The organism is Thiocapsa sp. (assembly GCF_035467215.1).
GTDB lineage: Bacteria > Pseudomonadota > Gammaproteobacteria > Chromatiales > Chromatiaceae > Thiocapsa.
The window spans coordinates 1-21,412 of the sequence record NZ_DATITZ010000181.1; the positions used below are offsets into that span (position 1 = coordinate 1).

Annotated in this window: 18 protein-coding genes and 1 rRNA gene; 12 read left to right on the forward strand and 7 right to left on the reverse strand. The window is 65.7% G+C overall.

The window, feature by feature from the left end; translation table 11 throughout:
* A partial coding sequence (locus VLR48_RS09930; RefSeq protein WP_325291632.1) for a hypothetical protein occupies window positions 1-199 on the reverse strand: 199 nt, incomplete at its 3' end.
* A 138-nt stretch (window positions 200-337) separates the two neighbouring features.
* Between VLR48_RS09930 and VLR48_RS09935 the strand changes: the two genes are divergently transcribed.
* Window positions 338-541 (forward strand): cold-shock protein, encoded by a 204-nt coding sequence (locus VLR48_RS09935; RefSeq protein WP_007191453.1) that lies wholly within the window; start codon window positions 338-340, stop codon window positions 539-541.
* Window positions 542-668: 127 nt separating this feature from the next.
* Window positions 669-2,264, forward strand: a complete 1,596-nt coding sequence (locus VLR48_RS09940; RefSeq protein ID WP_325291633.1) for an ABC-F family ATPase — start codon at window positions 669-671, stop codon at window positions 2,262-2,264.
* Window positions 2,265-2,285: 21 nt separating this feature from the next.
* On the opposite strand, the gene VLR48_RS09945 is transcribed toward VLR48_RS09940, so the two are convergent.
* From VLR48_RS09945 to VLR48_RS09960, 4 genes are read right to left on the reverse strand one after another with little or no spacing between them, the layout of a single operon-like run.
* Entirely contained in the window at window positions 2,286-3,422 is a 1,137-nt protein-coding gene (locus tag VLR48_RS09945) for an ABC transporter permease (RefSeq protein ID WP_325291634.1), read from the reverse strand.
* A gap of 1 nt (window position 3,423) precedes the next feature.
* Window positions 3,424-6,177, reverse strand: coding sequence for a ribosome-associated ATPase/putative transporter RbbA (rbbA, locus tag VLR48_RS09950; protein WP_325291635.1), 2,754 nt, complete (start codon window positions 6,175-6,177; stop codon window positions 3,424-3,426).
* Window positions 6,141-7,226, reverse strand: coding sequence for an HlyD family secretion protein (locus VLR48_RS09955; protein WP_325291636.1), 1,086 nt, complete (start codon window positions 7,224-7,226; stop codon window positions 6,141-6,143). The genes rbbA and VLR48_RS09955 overlap by 37 nt, the downstream gene beginning before the upstream one ends.
* Before the next feature lie 55 nt (window positions 7,227-7,281).
* The gene (locus tag VLR48_RS09960; protein ID WP_325291637.1) at window positions 7,282-7,611 is read right to left on the reverse strand and encodes a hypothetical protein; all 330 of its coding nucleotides are present in this window, start codon (window positions 7,609-7,611) and stop codon (window positions 7,282-7,284) included.
* A gap of 149 nt (window positions 7,612-7,760) precedes the next feature.
* Between VLR48_RS09960 and VLR48_RS09965 the strand changes: the two genes are divergently transcribed.
* Window positions 7,761-8,210, forward strand: coding sequence for a hypothetical protein (locus VLR48_RS09965; RefSeq protein ID WP_325291638.1), 450 nt, complete (start codon window positions 7,761-7,763; stop codon window positions 8,208-8,210).
* Window positions 8,211-8,225: 15 nt separating this feature from the next.
* Here the strand turns inward: VLR48_RS09965 and VLR48_RS09970 are convergent, their stop codons facing one another.
* Window positions 8,226-9,080, reverse strand: a complete 855-nt coding sequence (locus VLR48_RS09970) for an alpha/beta hydrolase (RefSeq protein WP_325291639.1) — start codon at window positions 9,078-9,080, stop codon at window positions 8,226-8,228.
* A gap of 353 nt (window positions 9,081-9,433) precedes the next feature.
* Here VLR48_RS09970 and VLR48_RS09975 point away from each other — a divergent pair, with 353 nt between their 5' ends.
* From VLR48_RS09975 to VLR48_RS10015, 9 genes are all read left to right on the forward strand, one after another.
* Window positions 9,434-10,915, forward strand: a complete 1,482-nt coding sequence (locus tag VLR48_RS09975; protein ID WP_325291648.1) for a DUF2867 domain-containing protein — start codon at window positions 9,434-9,436, stop codon at window positions 10,913-10,915.
* Between the two features lie 15 nt (window positions 10,916-10,930).
* On the forward strand, window positions 10,931-11,863 hold the full coding sequence (locus VLR48_RS09980; RefSeq protein ID WP_325291640.1) for an alpha/beta fold hydrolase: 933 nt from the start codon (window positions 10,931-10,933) through the stop codon (window positions 11,861-11,863).
* Between the two features lie 86 nt (window positions 11,864-11,949).
* Entirely contained in the window at window positions 11,950-13,338 is a 1,389-nt protein-coding gene (locus tag VLR48_RS09985; RefSeq protein WP_325291641.1) for an isochorismate synthase, read from the forward strand.
* The gene (gene menD, locus VLR48_RS09990; RefSeq protein ID WP_325291642.1) at window positions 13,335-15,125 is read left to right on the forward strand and encodes a 2-succinyl-5-enolpyruvyl-6-hydroxy-3-cyclohexene-1-carboxylic-acid synthase; all 1,791 of its coding nucleotides are present in this window, start codon (window positions 13,335-13,337) and stop codon (window positions 15,123-15,125) included. The genes VLR48_RS09985 and menD overlap by 4 nt, the downstream gene beginning before the upstream one ends.
* A 69-nt stretch (window positions 15,126-15,194) precedes the next feature.
* Window positions 15,195-16,010 carry a 1,4-dihydroxy-2-naphthoyl-CoA synthase gene (gene menB / locus VLR48_RS09995; protein ID WP_325291643.1) on the forward strand — a complete coding sequence of 272 codons (816 nt, stop codon included), beginning with the start codon at window positions 15,195-15,197 and terminating at the stop codon, window positions 16,008-16,010.
* Window position 16,011: 1 nt separating this feature from the next.
* Window positions 16,012-16,905 (forward strand): 1,4-dihydroxy-2-naphthoate polyprenyltransferase, encoded by an 894-nt coding sequence (locus VLR48_RS10000; protein ID WP_414718600.1) that lies wholly within the window; start codon window positions 16,012-16,014, stop codon window positions 16,903-16,905.
* Window positions 16,902-17,972: an o-succinylbenzoate synthase gene (gene menC, locus VLR48_RS10005; RefSeq protein WP_325291645.1), complete on the forward strand. Its 1,071-nt coding sequence runs from the start codon at window positions 16,902-16,904 to the stop codon at window positions 17,970-17,972. Before VLR48_RS10000 ends, menC begins: the two co-directional genes overlap by 4 nt.
* Before the next feature lie 36 nt (window positions 17,973-18,008).
* Window positions 18,009-19,589 (forward strand): peptidoglycan D,D-transpeptidase FtsI family protein, encoded by a 1,581-nt coding sequence (locus VLR48_RS10010; RefSeq protein WP_325291646.1) that lies wholly within the window; start codon window positions 18,009-18,011, stop codon window positions 19,587-19,589.
* Window positions 19,586-20,977, forward strand: coding sequence for an FtsW/RodA/SpoVE family cell cycle protein (locus VLR48_RS10015; protein ID WP_325291647.1), 1,392 nt, complete (start codon window positions 19,586-19,588; stop codon window positions 20,975-20,977). The genes VLR48_RS10010 and VLR48_RS10015 overlap by 4 nt, the downstream gene beginning before the upstream one ends.
* Before the next feature lie 335 nt (window positions 20,978-21,312).
* On the opposite strand, the gene rrf is transcribed toward VLR48_RS10015, so the two are convergent.
* A 5S ribosomal RNA gene (gene rrf / locus VLR48_RS10020) occupies window positions 21,313-21,412 on the reverse strand; the annotation flags it as partial.

Below are 21,412 nucleotides of genomic sequence, written 5' to 3' on the forward strand. Positions count from 1 at the left end.
ACGCCCCGCGCGCGCCGGGCCGGCGTTGCGCCTCCTCGCCGTAGGGGCCGCTACGCCTCGGCGGCGCGCCTTGTCCCGACACGCGCAGGACGCACCCTGCTTGCCGAAAAACCCACGTGTGCTCGGTATATTCTCGCATCGACCCGTGCCGGGAGAAAAACCGACAAAAAAACTTGATAAACGATTCGGTCTTGGGCATGATGCGTTTCGTGCAGTGCTTCCTTGTATTATTTCGGTTGTTGCTCCTCTCCGCGTGACGTGGCAGATCCTTCCGTAATCTCCCGACAGTCGCCTGCATATGTACACACGTTTCGTTCAAAACAGAGAAATACCGTAAATGGCTACAGGCACAGTTAAGTGGTTCAGTGACGAGAAGGGCTTCGGCTTCATCGCTCCTTCCGACGGCTCCAAGGACGTCTTCGTCCATCACAGCGCCGTCCAAGGCAGTGGCTTCAAGTCGCTGGCCGAGGGACAAAGCGTCTCTTACGACGTCGAGCAAGGCCAGAAGGGCCCGAGCGCGACCAACGTCGTACCGAAGTAAAAACAGCCTTCAGGTGCCCGTCACCTGAGCTGAAAAAGCCCCGCCAGCTGCGGGGCTTTTTGCGTTTTCGGTCCGTCGAATGTCGCCGGCCCGCCCCTCTCTTTTTTGTCTCTTGCGGAACCCTCCTTTGATCTCCACAGCCAACATCACCATGCAGTTCGGCGGCAAGCCGTTGTTCGAAAACGTCTCCGTGAAATTCGGCGGCGGCAATCGCTACGGCCTGATCGGCGCCAACGGCTGTGGAAAATCCACCCTGATGAAGATCCTCGGCGGCGATCTTGAACCCAGCGCCGGCAACGTCTCCGTAGAGCCCGGCAAGCGGCTCGGCAAGCTGCGCCAGGACCAGTTCGCGTTCGAGAACTACGGGGTGCTCGACACCGTCATCATGGGTCACGAGGAGCTGTGGCAGATCAAGAAGGAGCGCGATCGCATCTACGCGCTGCCGGAGATGAGCGAGGAAGACGGGATGGAGGTCGCGCACCTGGAGGTGCATTTCGCCGAGCTGGACGGCTACACCGCCGAGGCGCGTGCAGGCGAGTTGCTGCTCGGCTTGGATATCCCGCTGGAGCAGCACGAAGGCCCGATGAGCGCCGTCGCGCCCGGCTGGAAGCTGCGCGTGCTGCTCGCCCAGGCGTTGTTCGCGGATCCGGACATCCTGCTGCTCGACGAGCCCACCAACAACCTGGACATCAACAGCATCCGCTGGCTCGAAGAGGTGCTGAACGCGCGCAACAGCACCATGATCATCATCTCGCACGATCGGCACTTTCTGAACAGCGTCTGCACCCACATGGCCGACTTGGACTACGGCGAGCTGCGCGTCTACCCGGGCAACTACGACGAGTACATGACCGCCGCCAGCCAGGCGCGCACGCGTCTCTATTCGGACAACGCCAAGAAGAAGGCCCAGATCGCCGAGCTGCAGACCTTCGTCAGCCGCTTCTCGGCCAACGCCTCCAAGGCGAAGCAGGCGACCTCGCGCCAGCGCCAGCTCGAGAAGATCAAGCTCGAGGACATCAAGCCCTCGAGCCGGGTCAACCCCTTCATTCGTTTCAGTCAAGACAAGAAGCTTTATCGTCTGGCGCTGGAAGTCGAGGGCCTCGCCACGGGCTACGACGGCACGCCGCTTTTCAGCGGTCTGGACCTGACGGTGGAGGTCGGCGAGCGGGTGGCCATCATCGGCCCCAACGGCATCGGCAAGACCACACTGCTGCGCAGCCTCGCCGGCGACATGACGCCCGACGGCGGCGAGATCAAATGGTCCGAGAACAGCACCCTGGGGTATTTCGCCCAGGACCACGCGGCCGATTTCGCCGACACCACCACCCTGTACGACTGGATGGACCAGTGGAAACAGCCCGGCGACGACGAGCAGGTCATCCGCGGCACCCTGGGCCGGCTGCTGTTTTCCCAGGACGAGATCAAGAAGCCCGTCAACGTGATCTCGGGCGGCGAGCAAGGCCGCATGCTCTTCGGCAAGCTGATGCTGCAGAAGCCCAACATCCTGCTGATGGACGAGCCGACCAACCATCTCGACATGGAATCCATTGAGTCGCTCAACACCGCGCTGGAAGACTACCCGGGCACCCTGATCTTCGTCAGTCACGACCGCGAGCTGATCTCGTCTCTCGCGACCCGGATCATCGAGCTGACACCCCGAGGCGTGGTCGACTTCCGCGGGAACTACGAAGACTATGTCGAGCGCGAGGGCGCAGCGGCGTAGGGCGATCTGCGGGAACAAGACTCACAGCCGACTGAGACTCACCGTCTGCCGAAAACGGGCCAAGGCGACGGCAAAGGCGATGGCCCCGAGCCCCAGGGTCGCGGCCAGATGCGGCCAGACCAGATCGAGCCCGGCGCCCCGAAAGACCACCGACTGGATGAAGGCGACGAAGTGGGTCGTCGGCGAGACGAGCATCACCCGTTGCAGCAGCTCGGGCATGGCATCGAGCGGGGTGTTGGCGCCCGAGAGCATGTACATCACCAGGAACACCGGGATGGAGAGCAGCCCGAACTGAGGCATGGTCCGGGCGAGGGTGGCGAGCAGGATGCCGAGCGCGGTGATCGAGAAGAGGTAGACCCCGAGACCGAGCACGAAGAGTCCGAGCGAGCCCGCATCGGGCACCCCGAGCAGACCTTGGACGACCACGACCATCGCGAAGGTCGCGGCGATGAGAATGACCAGACCGTTGGCCCAGACCTTGGCGAGCATGATCTCGACCGCGGTGAGCGGCATCACCAGCAGATGCCCGATGGTGCCGTGCTCGCGCTCGCGGATCAGCGCCGCCCCGGTCAGCACGATGCCGAGCAGGGTGACCATGTTGACGATCTGCATCACGGACATAAACCAGGCCGACTCGCCGTTGGGATTGAAGGCGAGCCGGATGACCGAAGCCACGGCCGGCGCTTCGACCAACGAGGATTCCGCACGATCGCCTTTGAAATAGAGCAGCGGCTCCTCGGCCAGCACCCGCTCCAGATAGCGCGCCCCCGCACCGGCCATCGCCATGGCCGTCGCATCCACGATGACCTGCACGGTCGGACGATGCCCCTCCGAGGCATCGGCCTGAAGACGCGGCGGGATGTCGATCACAAAGGTGTAGCGGCCCGCATCCATGGCTGCGTCGATCTCGCCGACCCCGATCTGCTCGGGTGCCTGGAAATAGGGCGGGAGCAGGGTCTCCGTCAGACGCATCGAGAGCTGCGAACGGTCCTCGTCGACCACCGCCACCGAGGCATTCTCGAGCTGGAGCTTCACCCCGCGCGACGGGGCGATGATGGCGAAGGTGAAGGCATAGATGATCAGGAAGACCAACACCGGGTCGTAGCGCAGGCTGAACAGCTCCTTGAGCCCCAGACGGTAGACGTTCGCGAGCCGCATCTCAGCGCTCCCGGGTGCGCAGCAAGGCGAGCCCGAGCAGGAAAAATGCGAGCCCGAAGCCCGCAAGCACCAGATAGTCCAACCAGAGATCGCCGACGGTCAGCCCCTTGGTGAAGCTCCCCACGCTCACGTGATTGAACCAGGCGCTCGGGAAGCCGTAGCCCATGATGCGCGCAGGTCCGGTCAGCGCGGAGACCGGCACCAGCATGCCCGAGAAGAGGATGGTCGGCATGGAGCTGACGATGGCTGTTCCGAATACGGCCGCGATCTGGGTGCGCATGAAGGTGGACATGAGCAGCCCGAGCCCGGTGCTCGCGAAGACGAACAGCACCGCCCCGAGCGTGAGGCCGAGGAGACTCCCGGCAAGCGGCACCCGAAACAGGAAGAGCGCCATCAGCAGCAGCATCAGATAGCTCAGGAGCGCCAGACCCACGTAGGGCAGCTGCTTGCCGAGCAGGAACTCCCCGCCCTTGATCGGGGTGGCGTAGAGGTTGGTGATGGAGCCCAGCTCCTTCTCCCGCACCACCCCCACCGCGGTCATGGTGGCCGGGATCATGATGAGCAGCAGCATCAGGATCCCCGGCACCATGGCGTAGACGCTCTTGAAATCCTGGTTGTAGCGAAAGCGCGTCTCGACCCTGACCGGAGAGACGGACAGGCCGGCGGACGGATCGGCCCCGCGAGCCTCCAGATACCCGCGATGCACGCCCTCGACATAGCCGCCGATCGAATCGCTGCGAAAGGGGACGGCCCCGTCGATCATGAAGCCGACCTCGGGGCCGGAGTCACGCGTCAAGTCGCGGCCGAATCCCGCGGGGATCTCGATCGCCACGGCCAACCGACCGCTTGCGAGCCGCCGCCACATCTGCTCTGCGTCGGCCAGCGGCGCCTGCTCGGAGAACCAGGTCGAGCCGGCGAAGTACTCCAGGTAGTCGCGGCTTGCCGGGGTGCGGTCGTGATCGAGCACGGCGTAGGCGATCTCGTCGACATCGAATGAGATCCCGAAACCCATGGCGATCATCATGATCACCGGCCCGAGCAGGGCGAAGGCGAGACGGATCGGGTCGCGCCGAATCTCCGCGCCCTCGCGCCGGGCATAGGCCCAGAGCCGGCGCAGTGAAAAGCCCGTGGATCGGGACCGCTTGTGCAGCAGCGGGGGAAGCTCGGGTTCCTGCGCAGTCTCCCGATCGGGGACGGTCTCCTCGCCCGCATCCGCCGCACCCTGCTCCATGTAGGCGATGAAGGCGTCCTCCAGCGTCGCCGCGCCCTGCCGCGCCTTGATGTCCGCCGGCGTACCCTCGGCGAGCACCCGACCGCCGTGCATCAGCGAGATGCGGTCGCAACGTTCGGCCTCGTTCATGAAGTGGGTGGAGATGAAGATGGTGACCCCTTGCTCGCGCGAGAGCAGCAGGAGCTGCTCCCAAAAACGATCTCGGGCGATCGGATCGACCCCTGAGGTCGGCTCGTCGAGGATCAGGAGCTCGGGCGCATGGATCACCGCCACGGCGAGCGACAGACGCTGGCGCACGCCGAGCGGCAGCGACTCGGCGCGGGCGTCGATCACGCGTGCGAGGTCGAAGCGCTCGACGAGCTCCGCGATGCGCGCGGGGATGTCCTTCGCGGGCAATCGATAGAGCCGCGCGTGCAGATCCAGGTTCTGCCGCACGCTGAGCTCGCCGTAGAGCGAGAAGGACTGGGACATGAAGCCCAGCCGCCGGCGCAACGCCGTGTCCTCCGCATCCACCGGCCGGTCGAAGACCCACGCCTCGCCTTCGGTGACCGGCAGGAGACCGGTCAACATCCGCATGGTCGTGGTCTTGCCGCTGCCGTTGGAGCCGAGGAAGCCGAAGATCTCGCCCTTGTGGATCGAGAGACTGACCCGTTCGACCGCGGTGAAGTCGCCGAAGCGCCGGGTCAGGCACTCGGCCCGGATGGCGGGCGGCCCGTCACCGTCCGGGGTTCGAGGCGGCACCACAAGGCGCCGATGCCCGCCGCGACGCTGCTCGGGAAGCAGGGCAACGAAGACCGACTCCATGTCGTGCTCGCCGGTGCGTGCACACAGCTGACTCACGGTGCCGGCGGCGAGCACCCGGCCGGCGTCCATCGCCACCAAGGTATCGAAGCGCTCGGCCTCCTCCATGTAGGCCGTGGAAACCAGGATGCTCAGATCCGGGCGACGCCGCCGCAACCGCTCCATCAGCTCCCAGAAGCGGCGGCGGGAGAGCGGGTCCACGCCGGTGGTCGGCTCGTCGAGGATCAACAGCTCGGGGTCGTGGATGAGCGCACAGCAGAGCCCGAGCTTCTGCTTCATCCCGCCGGAGAGGTGCATCGCGGGACGCTCGGTGAAGGGTGCAAGACCGGTGGCCGCCGTCAGCTCGGCGATGCGCTCCGCCCGGGTCGCTCTGTCCTGCCCGAAGAGGCGGCCGAAGAAATCCAGGTTCTCCCGGACCGAGAGGCTGGGGTAGAGATTGCGACCGAGGCCCTGGGGCATGTAGGCAATGCGCTCGATCACGGCGTCGCGCGCAAGGCGCTGCCGCAGGTCATGCCCGAGCACCTCGACCCGACCGGACTGGATCTGCCGCACCCCGGCGATGATCCCGAGCAGGCTCGACTTGCCCACCCCGTCGGGCCCGATCAAGCCGGCCAGACGTCCGGCGGGGAGCTCGAGCGCCACACCGTCGAGGGCATTCACGCCACCGTAGACGTGGCTCAGCCCGCTCAGTCGGACAACGGGGCAGGCAGGGTGCTCGGCCATAGCGATGACCTCGGGGGCGGTAGTCTCGGTTCCAGATGATCGGGCCAGGGCAGATCGGGCCGCAGCTGCACATAGGCGACGCCGGGGAGCCCGGTCTTCACCAACGTCTCGTAGCGTGCGAGCAGCTCGGGGGCGATCCGCACCTTGACGCGGAAGGCGAGCGATTCGCGAACGCTCTGCGTCTCGACCTGCTTGGGCGTGAACTGGGCGCGCGGGGCGACGAAGGAGACCTCCGCGGGGACCACATACTCGGGCGCGGCGTCCAGGACGATTCGCGCCGGCGCACCCAAGGGCACGCGTCCGGCCGCCGGTGTCGGCAGAAAGATGACCATATAGACGTCCGCGAGGTCGAGCAGTGTCAAGACCTTGCCGCCGACGCCAAGCACCTCGCCCGGCTCAGCCAGGCGGTAAAGCACACGTCCGCCGCGCGGGGCCGCGAGGGTGCTGTCGGCGATGTCGACCTCGACGCGCTCGATACTCGCCTGTGACGCCTCGATCGCCGCCTCGGCCGCGACCACCTGCACGCGGGACGCCCGCAGGGCCGCCTCGGCGCTGCGCACGCCGGTGCGTGCCTGATCGACCTGCTCCTCGGAAACGAATTGATCGGTGCGCGAGAGCCGCTGCAGCCGGTCGAGATCACGGCGGGCGAAGTCCAGCTCGCTCTCGCGCTGATCCACCACCGCAAGTGCATGCTGACGCTCCTGCTCGGCGTGCCGCAGCTCAGCCCGACCCTGCCGCCGTTGGGCCTCCAAAGCGTCGGTGTCGAGCACCGCGACGACCTGCCCCTTCTCGACCCGATCGCCCTCCTGTACCCGCACCTCCGTCAGCCGTCCGGCCAGCTTGGTCGCCACATCCACCTCGGTCGCCTCGATCCGACCGTTGCCGACAGCAAAGCCCTCGGGGAGTGCCACATCGCCCAGTAGACGTTGAACCGCGCCGGCCAGCGTCTGGAGGTTCCCGCCGCCGACGAACATCCACCCCGCCGTAGCGACAATGAGGACAGCGACGAGGATCGCCGCGGCAAGAAGCCAGCGACGGCGTCTGATCATGAGAGGGGCCTGCGTGATCCGGCCCATAAGACGAACGTTCGTACCGATGTACCTTTCATGGGAGATCCTTTCGGTGACTCCGGGCGACATGGCTCCGCAGTCTGATCAGATCATGTAGGTCGCAGAGCATGAAATGGCGGTTGGCGGGATGGCCGAGATGCTTCACCCTGGCCGGGTCGCCCTCGTGATAGCGCCGCGCGGAGACACGGAAGGGTTCGGGCAGCGACCGATTGAACGGCGAAGGCTTGATCAACAGCCGAACGATCTGCTCGAACAGGAGCGCATAGCGGTCGTCGTCGGGCTCGCGGTAGAGCGAGCCGAGATCGTCGCCGTAGATCCGGAAGAGGTTCAGATAGTCCTGCGCGTCGGGCTGAGAGCGGCTCATCGGCGACCTCCGTCGGAGCTTGCCGCAATTGTCGGGGTGTCGCGTGGTTTGGATGTCAATCGCATCGGGTGGGGTTGAAGTCTCGGCTGCCGGCATCTAGCCTGCCTCTGAGTTTAGACCTGTTCTCCACAGCTCACGGGGGCGATCGTATGAGCATGTATGCGTCTTTGACATCCGTTCTGGATCGCGCCCTCGTCCGGACCCCGCCCGATGCAGGCGACCGCCCTCTTGCTCGGAGGGTTGCGCTCGTCTTCGCGATCGCCGTCACCGCCGCGGCGACGGCCGTCGTGACCGCGCCCTTCTCGGCCGCGGGCGCGATGGATCCGGATCTGGTGCGGCTCCTACACGCGATGGTCGGGATCAAAGGGATCATCGCATTGGCCGCCGCGGCACTTGTGTCTTGGCGGCTCGGCCACCCGATCGCGCGTCCGGTCGCACTCGGGTATGGCGCCATGATCTGTGTTTCGGTGGCGGCGCTCGCCTGGCTTTGGACGCTAGCAAGTATCCCGCTCGGCTCGCTTTGCTTCTACGGTGGCTTGGCGGGTCTGATCTTCGTCGGGCGTTTCGATTCGGGTCTTTCGACTGGGCTTGGACGCTGAGAAACGACCAGGACGTTATCCCCCGGCCCATTGACCCGCCTGCTTCTCCTTCGGCGGAGGCTCGAACAAGGAAACAACCGCGTCGGTGGCTGCCGCGATGATGTCGCGACGTGGCGCTGCCGCGTTTGACGCGTCGCGTTTGCAGACCAGCCGGCAGAGCCAGTCGGTGGGGGACTCGAAATCGCAGTGCTCGGCGCCCGTCACCCGCTCCACGGCCGCCCGATCGGTCGCGGAGAAGACGGCGAGACCGTTGTTCTCGGCGTTGCAGGGCGAGGGATCACCGACCAGACCGATCAGCGGGCGATCGAGACCGGCGGCCATCCCCTCACCGAGCCGACCGGCGTCCACCAGATCGAGCGCGACCACGCCGAGTGTCCGTGGGTCGTTGCGGCCCGCGACCAGTGCCGCCAGCCCGCCTGCCGAGAATCCGGCATAGACGATCCGTTTTGCATCCAGCGCATCCGCCACGCGGATCATATCCAGTCCATTGCGGACATGCCGTCCGTCCCAGAACCGTGAATTGCAGAAGTCCAGGGTCACGGTCGGGATCCCCTCCTCGGCGAGGGCTCGGGCAAGATCGACCATGCGCTCCTGGCTGCGGAGGAAACCATGCCCGAGGACGACCAGATCCTTGGTCCGCGCTGTTGTCGGTCGATACAGGCGATAATGCAGTGCGCAACCGGTCGCCGAGTCAACCGCACCGGTCTCGACGTGCGTGTCGGAACGATCCCCTCCCGGCGAAAAAGACGCGCCGGGCAACGCCTCGGCGACTTCCTTGTCGAATGACGTCGTGGGCTCGTCCTCCCGCGCGACCAGCCCGAAACAGCCCGCCAGGACCAGACAAACACACAAAATAGCTGTAAACTTCACTTGACACCTGGCCCGTCATGATGAATTGACATTTGTTGCGCCGCATCAACGCGGGGCCGCCCGGACTGGCGGAGGATAGGTACCGAAACGAAGGTTCGGTTCCGCCTTTCTTGATCAAGAAGGGCAGGTTGGGTGGAAGGTCAGGTAGCGGGACACGCGCAGCGCAGCCCGCCCGCGCCGGCGGAGGCATCGGTCCAATGCCGGGCGGCGATTTCGCCCCAGTTCGATAAGTGCGGCTGACCAACGACGAAAAAACCTCCGATGCCGGCGACAACCGCCGCAGCAGGATCCCGATGGCAGAAGCGACGGCCGTAAGCGCGCGCGAGATCCAGATTCCCGCGCAGGAGCAAGAGATGCCCGCACCCGAGGGCGCGGGAGGGCTGTGTCTGGTCTTCGGCGCCAGCGGCTACATCGGCGGTCATTTGGTGCCTCGCCTGTTGGCCGAAGGGCGACGGGTGCGGGCGAGCTCGCGCAGCCGAGAGACGCTCGAAGCGCGCGGCTGGCCCGGCGTGGAGATCGTCCCGGCGGACGCACTGGCGCCGGAGACCCTGCCCGCCGCGCTGCAGGACGTCGATGTCGCCTATTACCTGGTGCATTCCATGGCGGCGGGGCGCGATTTCGGGCGCTTGGACCTTGAAGCGGCCGGCAACTTTGCCGATGCCGCTGCACAGGCCGGCGTGCGACGCATCGTCTACCTCGGCGGACTCGTCCCCGAGGATGCCGTGAGCGAGCACATCGTCTCGCGACGCGACACGGGAGAGGTGCTGCGCCGCGGTTCGGTCCCGGTAACCGAGATCCGCGCCGGGATCATCGTGGGTCCGGGCTCGGCGGCGTTCGAGGTGATGCGCGACCTGGTTTATCATCTCCCGGTCATGGTCACACCGCGCTGGGTGCGCGCCAAATCGCCGCCCATCGCGCTGGAGAATCTGCTGGTCTATCTTGTTCGGCTGCCCTGGGTGGAGGAGGCCGCGTCGCTGAGCCTGGATACCGCCGGCCCCGAGACCCTGACCTACACGCAGATGATGTACATCCTGGCCGACGCAGCGTGCAAACGCCGCCCTTGGATCATCCCGGTACCCGTACTGTCACCGGGGCTCTCGGCGCACTGGCTGCGCTTCATCACATCGGTGCCGACCAACGTGGCGCGTGCCCTGATCGAGGGCCTGCGCCATGACTTCTATGCCGACGATGCCGAGGCACGCCGGCTGGCCCCTCAACGCCTACTGGGGTTTCGCGAGGCCGTGGATGCCGCATTTGCGCTCGAGCGCAGCGGCGAGCCCATTACACGCTGGACCGAGGGGGCCTTCGCCGTGCGCAATCAACGTATCGATTACGCCTACTATGCCAAACGCGCCTCGGGCACGTCCGAGACCCGCGCGGATCCGGCGGCGGTGTGGCGATTGGTGTCCGCAATCGGCGGAGACAACCGCTATTACTATCTGGATACGCTCTGGTCCATCCGCGAGTGGATGGACTGGGCCATCGGCGGCCCCGGACGCATGCGCGGCCGGCGCCATGCGCAAGAGGTGCGTACGGGCGACCGCATCGACCACTGGAAGGTGCTCGGCGCCGAGCCCGAGAAACGTCTCAGCCTGGCCTTCGGCATGCGCGCGCCCGGGGCCGGCGTGATGGAATTCGACCTGACCCCGCTGCCCGACGGGGGCACACGCCTCACGGCGACGGCCTACTGGCACCCGGCCGGGGTGTGGGGACTCCTGTACTGGTATTCACTGGAACCCATTCACCGCTTCGTCTTCAAAGGACTCACGCGTGAGATCTGTCGCCGCGCCGAGCGGGATCAACGCAGACCACGCCCGATCGAAAGCAGTACATAACGAGGTTTTATCGACATGGATACAGGTAAGGATTCGGCACTTCCGCAACCGCACGGCGCGGCTAAGACCGGCAAGGTCGCGCTTCCGGCCGCACTCGACGCACCGCGGCACGATCTCGCGACCGAGCACGGCGGACGCATTCATTACTATGCGGACACCTCGGCCACCGGCCGGCCGCTGGTCCTGGTGCACAGCATCAATGCCGCGCCCAGCGCCTTCGAGATGAAGCCGCTGTTCCAACAGTATCGCTCGCAGCGGCCCGTCTATGCGCTCGATCTGCCGGGGTTCGGCCATTCCGATCGCAGCAACCGGCGGTACTCGCCGAGCCTCTTCGCCAATGCCATCGTCGACTTTCTGGAGAAGGTGGTCGGCAAGCCCTGCGATCTGGTCGCCTTCTCGCTCGGCTGCGAGTTTGCCGCGCAGGCAGCGCTGATCAAGCCGGAGTTGGTCGAGTCCTTGGTGCTGATCTCTCCGACCGGTTTCAGCGCGCGCCGACTGCCGACCGGTCAGGCCGCCGAACGCGCCCACAAGGTGCTGAGCGTGCCTGTGGTCAACGACGGACTCTTTGCCCTGCTGACCTCGCGGCCGAGCATTCGGTTTTTCTACAATCAGGCGTTCCATGGCACCATCCCGCCCGAGATGATCGACTACGCCTACGCGACCTCGCATCAGCCGGGCGCCAAGTACGCGCCGCTCTACTTCCTGTCCGGTCAGTTGTTTACCCCGAACGCACGCGAAGGCGTCTACGCGAACGTGGCGCAACCGGTGCTTGTGCTCTACGATCGCGATCCGAACATCGACTTTCATGAGCTTCCGGACTTCCTGAGCCACCATTCGAACTGGCGGGCCGAACGAATCGCGCCGACACGCGGACTGCTCCAGTGGGAGCAGCCGGCGCAGACGGCGGCGGCGATCGATCGCTTCTGGTCGATCCCTCAGGCCGCCTGAGCTTTTCGAGGATGCCTTGTCCCGGTGCGGCCTTTGTCGCCGCGCCGGGGCCGAGACACCAGACCGCCGGCGCTTCAGACTCACCCATGCTTGCACCGCTCAAGACCCTCGAGCAGATCCTCGCGCGCCTTGCCGAGACGATCGACAGCCTCCCGCTCACGCGCTCGGAGGGATTCGTCTCTCTCGTCCTGGAGCTGCCTCAGGCCCTGGCGATCGCGCCCGAGATCCCCGGCCCTCAGTTTCAGTTCGCGCACAATCATCGCGGCGAGGTGCGCGCCGGCTACGGCATCGCCGGGGAATGGACCGCGCTGGGAGAGGCGCGTCTCCAAACCTTACGCACGCACGCCAAGCGGATGTCGGCGCACTGGGAGCATCTCGACCCGGACGAGACCGGCTTCTCGGGGTTTGCGATGCTCGGGTTCGCCTCCTCGCCCGTGCCGGACGCACCGGTCGAACCTGACAGCCTGCCCAACGCTCTGCTCTGGCTTCCGGAGCTTGCGCTGTCCTCGTGCGCCGGTCAGGCGGCAGTCATCCTCTCGACTGCGCTGCCGGTCACACGCGAGGAGGTCTTCGCGCGCTGGAAGGCGCGCCTGGAGCAGGTTATCCCGCGATTGAATCAGCCGGCGCTCGATCCGCTGACACCGGCGCGCCTCGATCAGGGACCGACCGAGCCGGATGCGGCAAGCTGGCAGGAACTCGTCTTGTCCGCCCTCGAGCAGATCGAGCAGGCGCATCTGGAGAAGGTCGTCGTCTGTCGGCGACTCAGACTCAAGGGTCACCGGCGCTTCGATCTGACCCGGTTGAACGCCGCGCTGGCCTATCTCTTTCCGTCCTGTCAGGTGGTGACGATCCGCCGCCACGCGACCAGCTTCGTCGCGGCCACTCCCGAGCGCCTCTTCACCCAGCAGCGCGACCGCATCGAGGTGGACGCGATCGCCGGGACGGTCTGCCGCGCGGCGAGTGCCGATCGCGATGCCGAGCTCACCAGCACATTGCGGACCTGTCACAAGAACCTGCATGAGCACATGGTCGTCGTCGATGCCGTAACCGATGCGCTCGGCCATTGCAGCCGTCGCATCGAGCCTCCGGACGGACCCCGGGTGATGCAGCTCAACAACGCGCAACATCTCTGGAGCCTGGTCCGCGCCGAGTTGGATCCGGGCATGGATGTCTTCCAACTCGCCGAGCTGCTGCATCCCACACCGGCGACCAACGGTCATCCCTGCGAGCTGGCGCGGGCCTGGCTACGGCGCTCCGAGCCGATCCGACGCGGTTGGTATACGGGTGCGGCCGGGATCATCGAGCCGGATCTCACCGGCGAGCTTTGGGTCCTGCTGCGCTGCGCAGAGATCCACGAGAGCACGGCGGACCTCTACGCCGGGGCGGGGATCGTCGCGGGCTCGGATCCGGACTCCGAGTGGCAGGAGACCGAGCACAAGCTTGCTGCCATGTCGACGGCGCTCCAGTTCGCATGAGCGACACCGAGACGCCCGACCAGGGCTGTCGGAATCTACGTTGGGCGCTGGCGCTCTTCGATGGCCTGGTTCGCGGCGGTGTGCGTCGTGTCGTGCTCTCGCCCGGCTCGCGCTCCACGCCTCTCGTTCTGGCCGCACAGCGACAACCACTGATCGAGCTGACGCCCATCCTCGACGAGCGCAGCGCTGCCTTCTTCGCATTGGGACTGGCACAGGCATCGGCTCGGCCGGTTGCGCTCCTGTGCACCTCGGGCAGCGCACTCGCCCATTGGTTTCCGGCTGTCATCGAGGCATCCGAGTCCGGCGTCCCGCTGATCCTGCTCTCGGCGGATCGCCCGCCCGAGCTGCGCGGCTGGGGTGCGAATCAGACGATCGATCAGACACGTCTCTTTGGCGGCTTTACACGCGAATGTCATGATCCGGGCCCCGCCGAAGAAGGCCCGGCCGCGCTCAAGGCGATACGGGCGCTCGGGCTGCGCGCCGCGCTGGTAAGTCGGGGTCCGCAGCCCGGCCCGGTGCACCTGAATCTGCCGTTTCGCGAGCCGCTCGTGCCTGGGCCATCCTGCACGGCCGATCCGCTCGGACCGCTCGGCGAGCCTGAGAGCGCCCCGGTCGATGGACATGGAACTCTTGCCTCGGCGACGGATCACGTGCGTTCCTTCGGCACGCAGCAGTGGCCGCAGGAACTCACAATCCTCGGCGGCGGGCGCGGGGTCATCTGCTGCGGTCCGATAACGCCCTCGGATGCGTCGGCCGAGGCCATCTTCGCGTGCGCCGAGCGGCTCGACGCCCCGGTCTTGGCGGACCCGCTGTCCGGCCTTCGCTTCCGCCCGGCTCCGACGGCTCGGATCACGCGCTACGACAGCCTCCTGCGCAACCCCCAGACCGCGGCGGCACTGCGACCGGACTGGGTCATCCGGTTCGGCGGGAAACCTGTCTCCAAGACGCTGTCAGGTTGGCTCGAGGGCGTCCCGTCCATCCTGGTCGATCCCGGCGAGCGCTGGACGGATCCGACCCATGACGTGATTGCCCGGATCACCGCCGATCCGACCGGGTTTTGCCGGCTGTTGCAGACACGCATCGATCGCGACGCGCACGGGCCTTGGATCGAGCGCTGGGCCGCGGCGGAGCAGGCGCTCGACCGGTTTGCCCGCGCCTTCCTGGAGCAGTCGCCCTGGTGCGAGGGTCACCTGATCGCCGATCTGCTGGAGCACCTCCCCGCGGGGGACGCTCTCTTCTGCGCCAACTCGCTGCCGATCCGTCAGCTCGACACCTGGTCGGGACAATCGGACAAACCGCTGCTGGTCTTCGGCCATCGCGGTGCGAGCGGGATCGACGGACAAAGCTCGACGCTCGCCGGCCTGAACGCCGGACGGATCGAGCCGCCACGCCGCGTCACCGGACTCTTGGGCGATCTGTCCTTCATCCATGACCTCAGCGGCCTGATGCTGATGGAGAGGCTCGACCGGCCGTGCATTGTCTTGAATAATGGCGGGGGTCGTATCTTCGACGACTTGCCGCAGCACGGACTGGCGGGATTCGAGGCACTGTGGCGAACGCCGCCGCGCGTGCAGCCGGATGCCTTGGCACGCGCCTTCGGGCTCGCGCATCGGTCGGTCGAGGACGCCTCGGGTTTCGCGCAGGCCCTGGCCGAGGCGATGGACGCCGGAACGCGCGGAGAGCCAGCCGGACTCATCGAGGTCCGCCTGGATGCGGAGTTGAGCCTGCGCACGCACCGCATGTTCTGGAACGGCGTTCGCGAGCAATCCATCATCGAGAGTGAATGAGGTTCCAAGGTGTCGTCAGCGTCTAGTCAGCAGGCCGGTCAATCCGAAAACACGGGACCGAGCCCCGTCGTGTGGGAGACGCCCCCCGGCGACCTCTACCAAGACATCCTCTACCAACAGGCGGAGCAGATCGCCAAGATCACCATCAATCGGCCAGAGGTGCGCAACGCCTTTCGGCCGCAGACGGTGCGCGAGCTGATCGACGCCTTTCGTCGCGCGCATCTGGACCCGCGAGTCGGCGTCATCATCCTCACCGGCGCGGGCGATCTCGCCTTCTGCTCGGGCGGCGATCAGCGGATCCGCGGCGACGAGGGCTACCGGGACGAGGCCGGGGTCGAGCACCTGAACGTGCTCGAGCTGCAGCGCCAGATCCGCACCCTCCCCAAACCGGTCGTGGCCATGGTCGCGGGCTATGCGATCGGCGGCGGGCATGTGCTGCACCTAATCTGCGACCTGACGATCGCGGCTGAGAATGCCCGCTTCGGCCAGACCGGGCCGCGGGTGGGCAGCTTCGACGGCGGTTTCGGGGCCGGTCTCATGGCAAGGACCGTGGGTCTCAAAAAGGCCAAAGAGATCTGGTTTCTGTGCCGTCAGTACGACGCGCAGGAGGCGCTCGCGATGGGGCTCGTCAACACCGTGGTGCCGCTTCGGGAGCTGGAGTCCGTCACGCTCGATTGGTGCCGACAGATGAACCGGCTGTCCCCGACCGCGCTGCGTGTGCTGAAGGCGTCCTTCAATGCCGAGACGGACGGACTGGCCGGCATCCAGGAGCTGGCGGGGAATGCGACCGCGCTCTTCTATACGACCGCCGAGGGACAGGAAGGACGGGATGCTTTCCTCGAAAAACGCGAACCCGATTTCGGCAAGTTCCCGCGGCGCCCTTGACGTGCCGGGCTCCGGGTCGAATCTTGCGCTCTGGATCGCGGCTGCGCGTCCGAAGACCTTGATCCTCGCCGTGGCCCCGGTCGTGGCCGGGATCGGGCTGGCCGTCTTTCAGACCGGAGAGATTGCCGCCGTCACGGCCGTGCTCACCCTGATCGCGGCGGTCGTAATCCAGATCGGCACCAATCTCCACAACGATGCCTCCGACTACGAGCGCGGGACGGATACCGCCGATCGTCTCGGCCCGCCGCGAGCCACGGCCGAGGGCTGGTTCAGCCTCGAGCAGGTCAAGCGGGCGGCCCACCTGGCGTTCGGGCTCGCATTCGTCATCGGGCTGGTCCTGGTGGTGCGCGGCGGCTGGCCGATCCTCGCCATCGGGATCGCGTCGCTGGTCGCGGGCTACGCCTATACCGGCGGCCCGCGTCCAATCGCCTACGGCCCGTTCGGGGAGATCTATGTGCTGCTGTTCTTCGGGATCGCCGCCGTGGGCGGGACCTATTACCTGCAGACATTGCGCTTCGAGTGGTCGGCATTCATGGTCGGCATCGCCTTGGGTCTGCCGGCCGCCGCTGTATTGCTGCTGAACAATTACCGGGATCTGGAGACCGATCGCATCGCCGGACGGCGCACACTGTGCCACCATCTGGGCCGACCGAGGGCGCGACTCCTTTACGGTCTGTTGCTGCTGACATCGATCGCGATCCTGCTCTTCACCTTCGGCCCAACCATCGGATGGCCTCTCCTGGCCGCCATTCCGCTCGGCGCCCTTCTCACCCTCAAGCTCGTTCGCGGCGCAACCGGCAAACAGATCAATCCACTCCTGGGACAAACCGGGCTTTTCCAGGCGGCCCTGACGGTGTTGCTCCTCGTCGGATTCGGTCTGAGCCGCATCCTATGATGGATTCCATCCGGATCGATCGATTCCGGATACGCCCGTACGACCTACCCTTGCGTCGCGACTGGCGCAGTGCACGGGGCGGATTTCAACGACGACGCGGCTGGCTGGTCTGCGCCGAGACGGATGGCGAGATCGGTTTCGGCGATTGTGCTCCGATTCCGGCCGCGGGAACGGAGGATCACGAATCGGCCGAGTCCGCATTGTTGAATGCTTGTGCCTGTGCGCCCGGCAGATCGGCTGTTGAGATCCTGGAGATGCTGGACAAGGAATTCGTCGCAACGCCGGCCGCGTGCTTCGCGCTCGAGTGCGCCCTGCTCGACCTCCTGAGCCAAGCGGAAGGCGTTCCCTTGCGAAGGCTGTTGGCACCCGATGCATCGGACGTTGTTCCGGTCAACGGGATCCTCGGCGCACTCGCGACCCTGACGACGGATGATCTTCAACAGGCCGCGGAGGCGGGCTTCAGGGTGGTGAAGCTCAAAGTAGGCGTCGAGGAGCCTACCGCGGAGATTGCTCGCCTGAAGGCGCTCGCGCCGCTCGTGCCGACCGACATGCGACTTCGGCTCGACGCCAACGGGGCTTGGGGCTTTGACGAGGCATGCCGCATTCTCGATCATCTGGCGGGTCTGCCGATCGAATCGTTGGAGGAGCCGCTGCGGATCCCGGACTCTAGCCGGCTGGAGGCGCTTCAGGAGCGATCAACCTTCCCGCTCGCACGCGACGAAAGCCTGGCGGGTCTGTCGGCCGATGTGGACCTCCGCGGGCTGGGCGTGAGACGTATCGTCATCAAGCCTGCCGTCGTCGGCGGGCTTCGATCCGCGCTCGACCTGTCGCGACGTGCCGCCGCGGCCGGCATCGCGGTGGTGGTGACCGGTGTCGTCGAGAGCGCCGCCGGGCTCTGGCCGACCGCTGCGCTAGCCGCAGCCACGGGCAGCAGGCTTCCGCATGGACTCGCCACGGCGGATTGGCTGGCCGAGGATCTCGGCGTCCCGCCGCGCTTGAACGGCGGACACCTGTCGCTCTCCGACCGACCGGGCTCCGGATTCAGTCCGCACCCGAACCCAGGGTAAGACCAAGACCGAGACGATTGCGATCGACGTACCCGCATGACGACACACCTGGATCCGGAACTCTGGTCGCTGATTCGCTTAGCGCTGCATGTCGGCTTCTTCTTCGCTGCCGCCTATCTGCTCCGCTCGATGTTCGACGCCCGGTGGGCCACCGAGCTACGCCATCTGCCGCGCCCCAAATGGTCCGCGCGAGTTCCGATCGTCCTCTTGATCCTCTTGTTCATCGGGATCCTGGTCTATCAAGCGACATGGCAGTTGATCGGGACCTCTCGCCCGGAGTTCATCGCCTTCATGCAGCTGCACGATAGGCGCGAGCTGAACCCGGCCCACCGGATCCAGCGCGGGCGGATCCTGGATCATCGCGGCGAGGTGCTTGCCTACAGCGAGGAGATCCTCGGGCAGGTCTATCGGCTCTATCCCGACGGGCCTGCCTTCGCGCACGTCGTCGGGTACAGCCATCCCTGGTTCGGGGCTTCGGGGATGGAATCGGTAGCGAACGTACGACTCAACGGCGGCGCGCCCGACGGACTCGGCGACTGGGGGAAGCTCGGTCGCCAGCTCGTCACTCAAGATAAGCGCCCGCGCGGCCAAGACCTGACGCTCACGCTCGATGCCGAACTCCAGCGGATGGCCTTCGGTCTCCTCGAAGGAAAACAGGGGGCAATCGTCGCCATGCGGCCCGAGGACGGGGCAATCCGCACGCTCGTGAGTGCACCCTCCTACGATCCGAACCGGATCAACTCGGCGCTCTTCCAGGATTCGGGCCCGGGCGCCGCCTTGTTGAACCGCGCCACTCAGGGTCTCTATCCACCGGGCTCGACCTTCAAGATCCTGGTTGCCGCCTTGGCGCTGGAGCAGGGATTCTCCGGGACGCTCGAATGTCCTGCGGATGGATTCACGACCTCACAGCGCTACCGAAAGATCCGGGACCATGACTACTATACGGCCCGGAAGAGCGGCTCGACTTGGGCGGGACATGGGCGCCTCGATCTGCCTACGGCGTTCGCGCGATCCTCGAACGTCTTTTTCGCTCAGCTCGGCGTGCGCTACGGGCACGATGCCTTTTTCGCCATGACCGAACGGATGCAGCTCAATCGCAGGATCGTCCTTCACGAGACGCCCTACGGAGACTGGTCCATGCGCACGGGCGAGGTTCGGCGACTCGACGCCTCGGACCAGTATGGACTTGCCCAGATGTCGATCGGTCAGGGCGCCGCTCTCGTGACACCGGCCCATATGGCACTGCTCGCCTCCGCGATCGGCAATCGGGGCCTCGCCGTGAAACCGCGGTTGATCGAGACGGAAGAGCCGGCGCCTTTGGCCTATTTCATGAGCACATCGGTCGCCGAGCGCCTATCGGCCATGCTGCGGCAGGTCGTGATCAGCGGGACCGGCCGCGGGATCGACACCCCTCGACTCGCGATTGCGGGAAAAACCGGAACCGCCGAGAACCCGCATGGCGCATCGCACAGCTGGTTTGTCGGCTTTGCACCCGCCGAGCGGCCTCAGCTTGCGGTGGCGGTGTTGGTCGAGCACGGCGGCTATGGGTCCGCAACCGCTGCGCCGATCGCGCGGGACCTGCTGTTGCGTGCTCTCGATCTGGGGTTGATCGAATGAGTCGGGCGAACGGACCGATCGACATCACGGATACTTGGGATCTACGCGCGCCAGAGCGGGCGCTCTTGGCCTGGTGCGTCGTCTGTATCGCGCTTGGGTTCGTCATGCTCTGGGGCTCGACACATGTCGCCGGCGGCGTGATCGACAGACGCGACGTGATACCGCTCGGGCTCTATGCCCTTTCGCTGCTGGCGCTGCATCTCATGCTGGTGACGGCTCGGTTTAGAGGCGATCAACTCATTCTGGTCGCCGTCGCCTTTCTTTCGGGATTCGGGATGCTTGCCCAATACCGGATGGGATCGTTCGAAACCCAGGGAGCCGTCTCGCTCAATTTGCTTCTCTTTCCGCTCGGGCTGCTCATGATGGGAGCAACCGCGATCATCCTGATGCGCGGACGCTATCAAGCCCTCGCGCAGGGACATTGGATTTGGGTCTGGGCCGGACTCTCGCTCGGGCTCTTGGCGGTCTTGCTGGTGTTCGGCCAGCGTTTTCGCGGCGGCGTCTATGCCGCCGGTTTGGTCACGCCGAGCGAGGGCCTGAAGGTAACGATCGTGCTCTTCGTGGCGGGCTTTGTCGCGCGCCATGCAAAATCACTCGGCGCTTGGGGAAAGGGTTTGCCGCTGCCGCCATGGCGGACCTTGCTGCCGCTTGCCGGTTTTTGGCTTGTACTGACGGGCCTCTTGGTCGTCCAGCGCGACCTCGGGCTCTTCATCATCCTGAGCATCGCCTTGCTGACGATGCTCTTCGTCGGGACCGGGCACTTAGGCTATCTGCTCTTCGGCGGGATCGGCGCGGTCGCACTGGTCGGGGTCGTCTTGAGGGTTCTGCCTCACGGGGAGCGCCGAGTGACAGCTTGGCTCGAGCCTTTCCGAGATCCCACCGGAGGGAGCTGGCAGATCTTGCAGGGATTGTCCGGAATGTTCTCCGGGGGACTCTGGGGAGAAGGATTCGGACGCGGCAGCCCCGAATATACTCCCATCGCCCAATTGGATTTCATCTATTCGGTGATTGGCGAAGAATTGGGGTTCGCGGGATGCGCGATCGTGATCCTCTTCTTCCTGATCTTGTTCGGCCGGGGTCTCATCGTCGCGTCCAGAGCACGTGACAACGATGGCCGGTTGGTCGGTATCGGGCTCGTGACGGTCCTCGCAACCCAGACCTTCCTCAATATCGGAGGCGTCACCAAGTTCGTGCCGCTCACGGGCCTACCCTTGCCCTTTATCAGTCACGGCGGAAGTAGTCTGATCACTGGATTCATCGCCCTAGGCATACTCCTCGCCATCTCCGACGGCCAAACCGCAGCCCCGCCGAGGAATCGGATGGCTAAGCAGACACAAGGAGTTTCGGGGAAAGGGACTCGGAGGGGTCGAAGGTCTTCGGCCGAGTAAGTTTATTGAGGGCCGGAGAGATCGCATTGCGCTGCCGGTCAGCGTCCGGAACCCGCCCTGAGACGCACTGCCGATAATCCCAGCCAATCCCGCGTAAACCTCGACCCAACAGTTGACCGCTCGTTGGTACGTCCGACAGGCAGATGGAATCGACGATTCCAGCACGCGGCTACTCAGGTGCATGATATTCAAATCAGGACTTTAATTGCAGATGGTTACCGAACCGGCCGCCGCCCCAATGAAAACCACGGATAGTTCGCCGGGGGCGGTTCCGTGTCGTCTTTTCCGCGGTCAAAAAAAACCCCCGCTTGGAGGCGGGGGTTTTGGGGATAAGGCCCTGGCGGTGACCTACGTTCGCATGGGGAGGCCCCACACTATCATCGGCGAGACACCGTTTCACGTCTGAGTTCGGGATGGGATCAGGTGGTTCCAGTG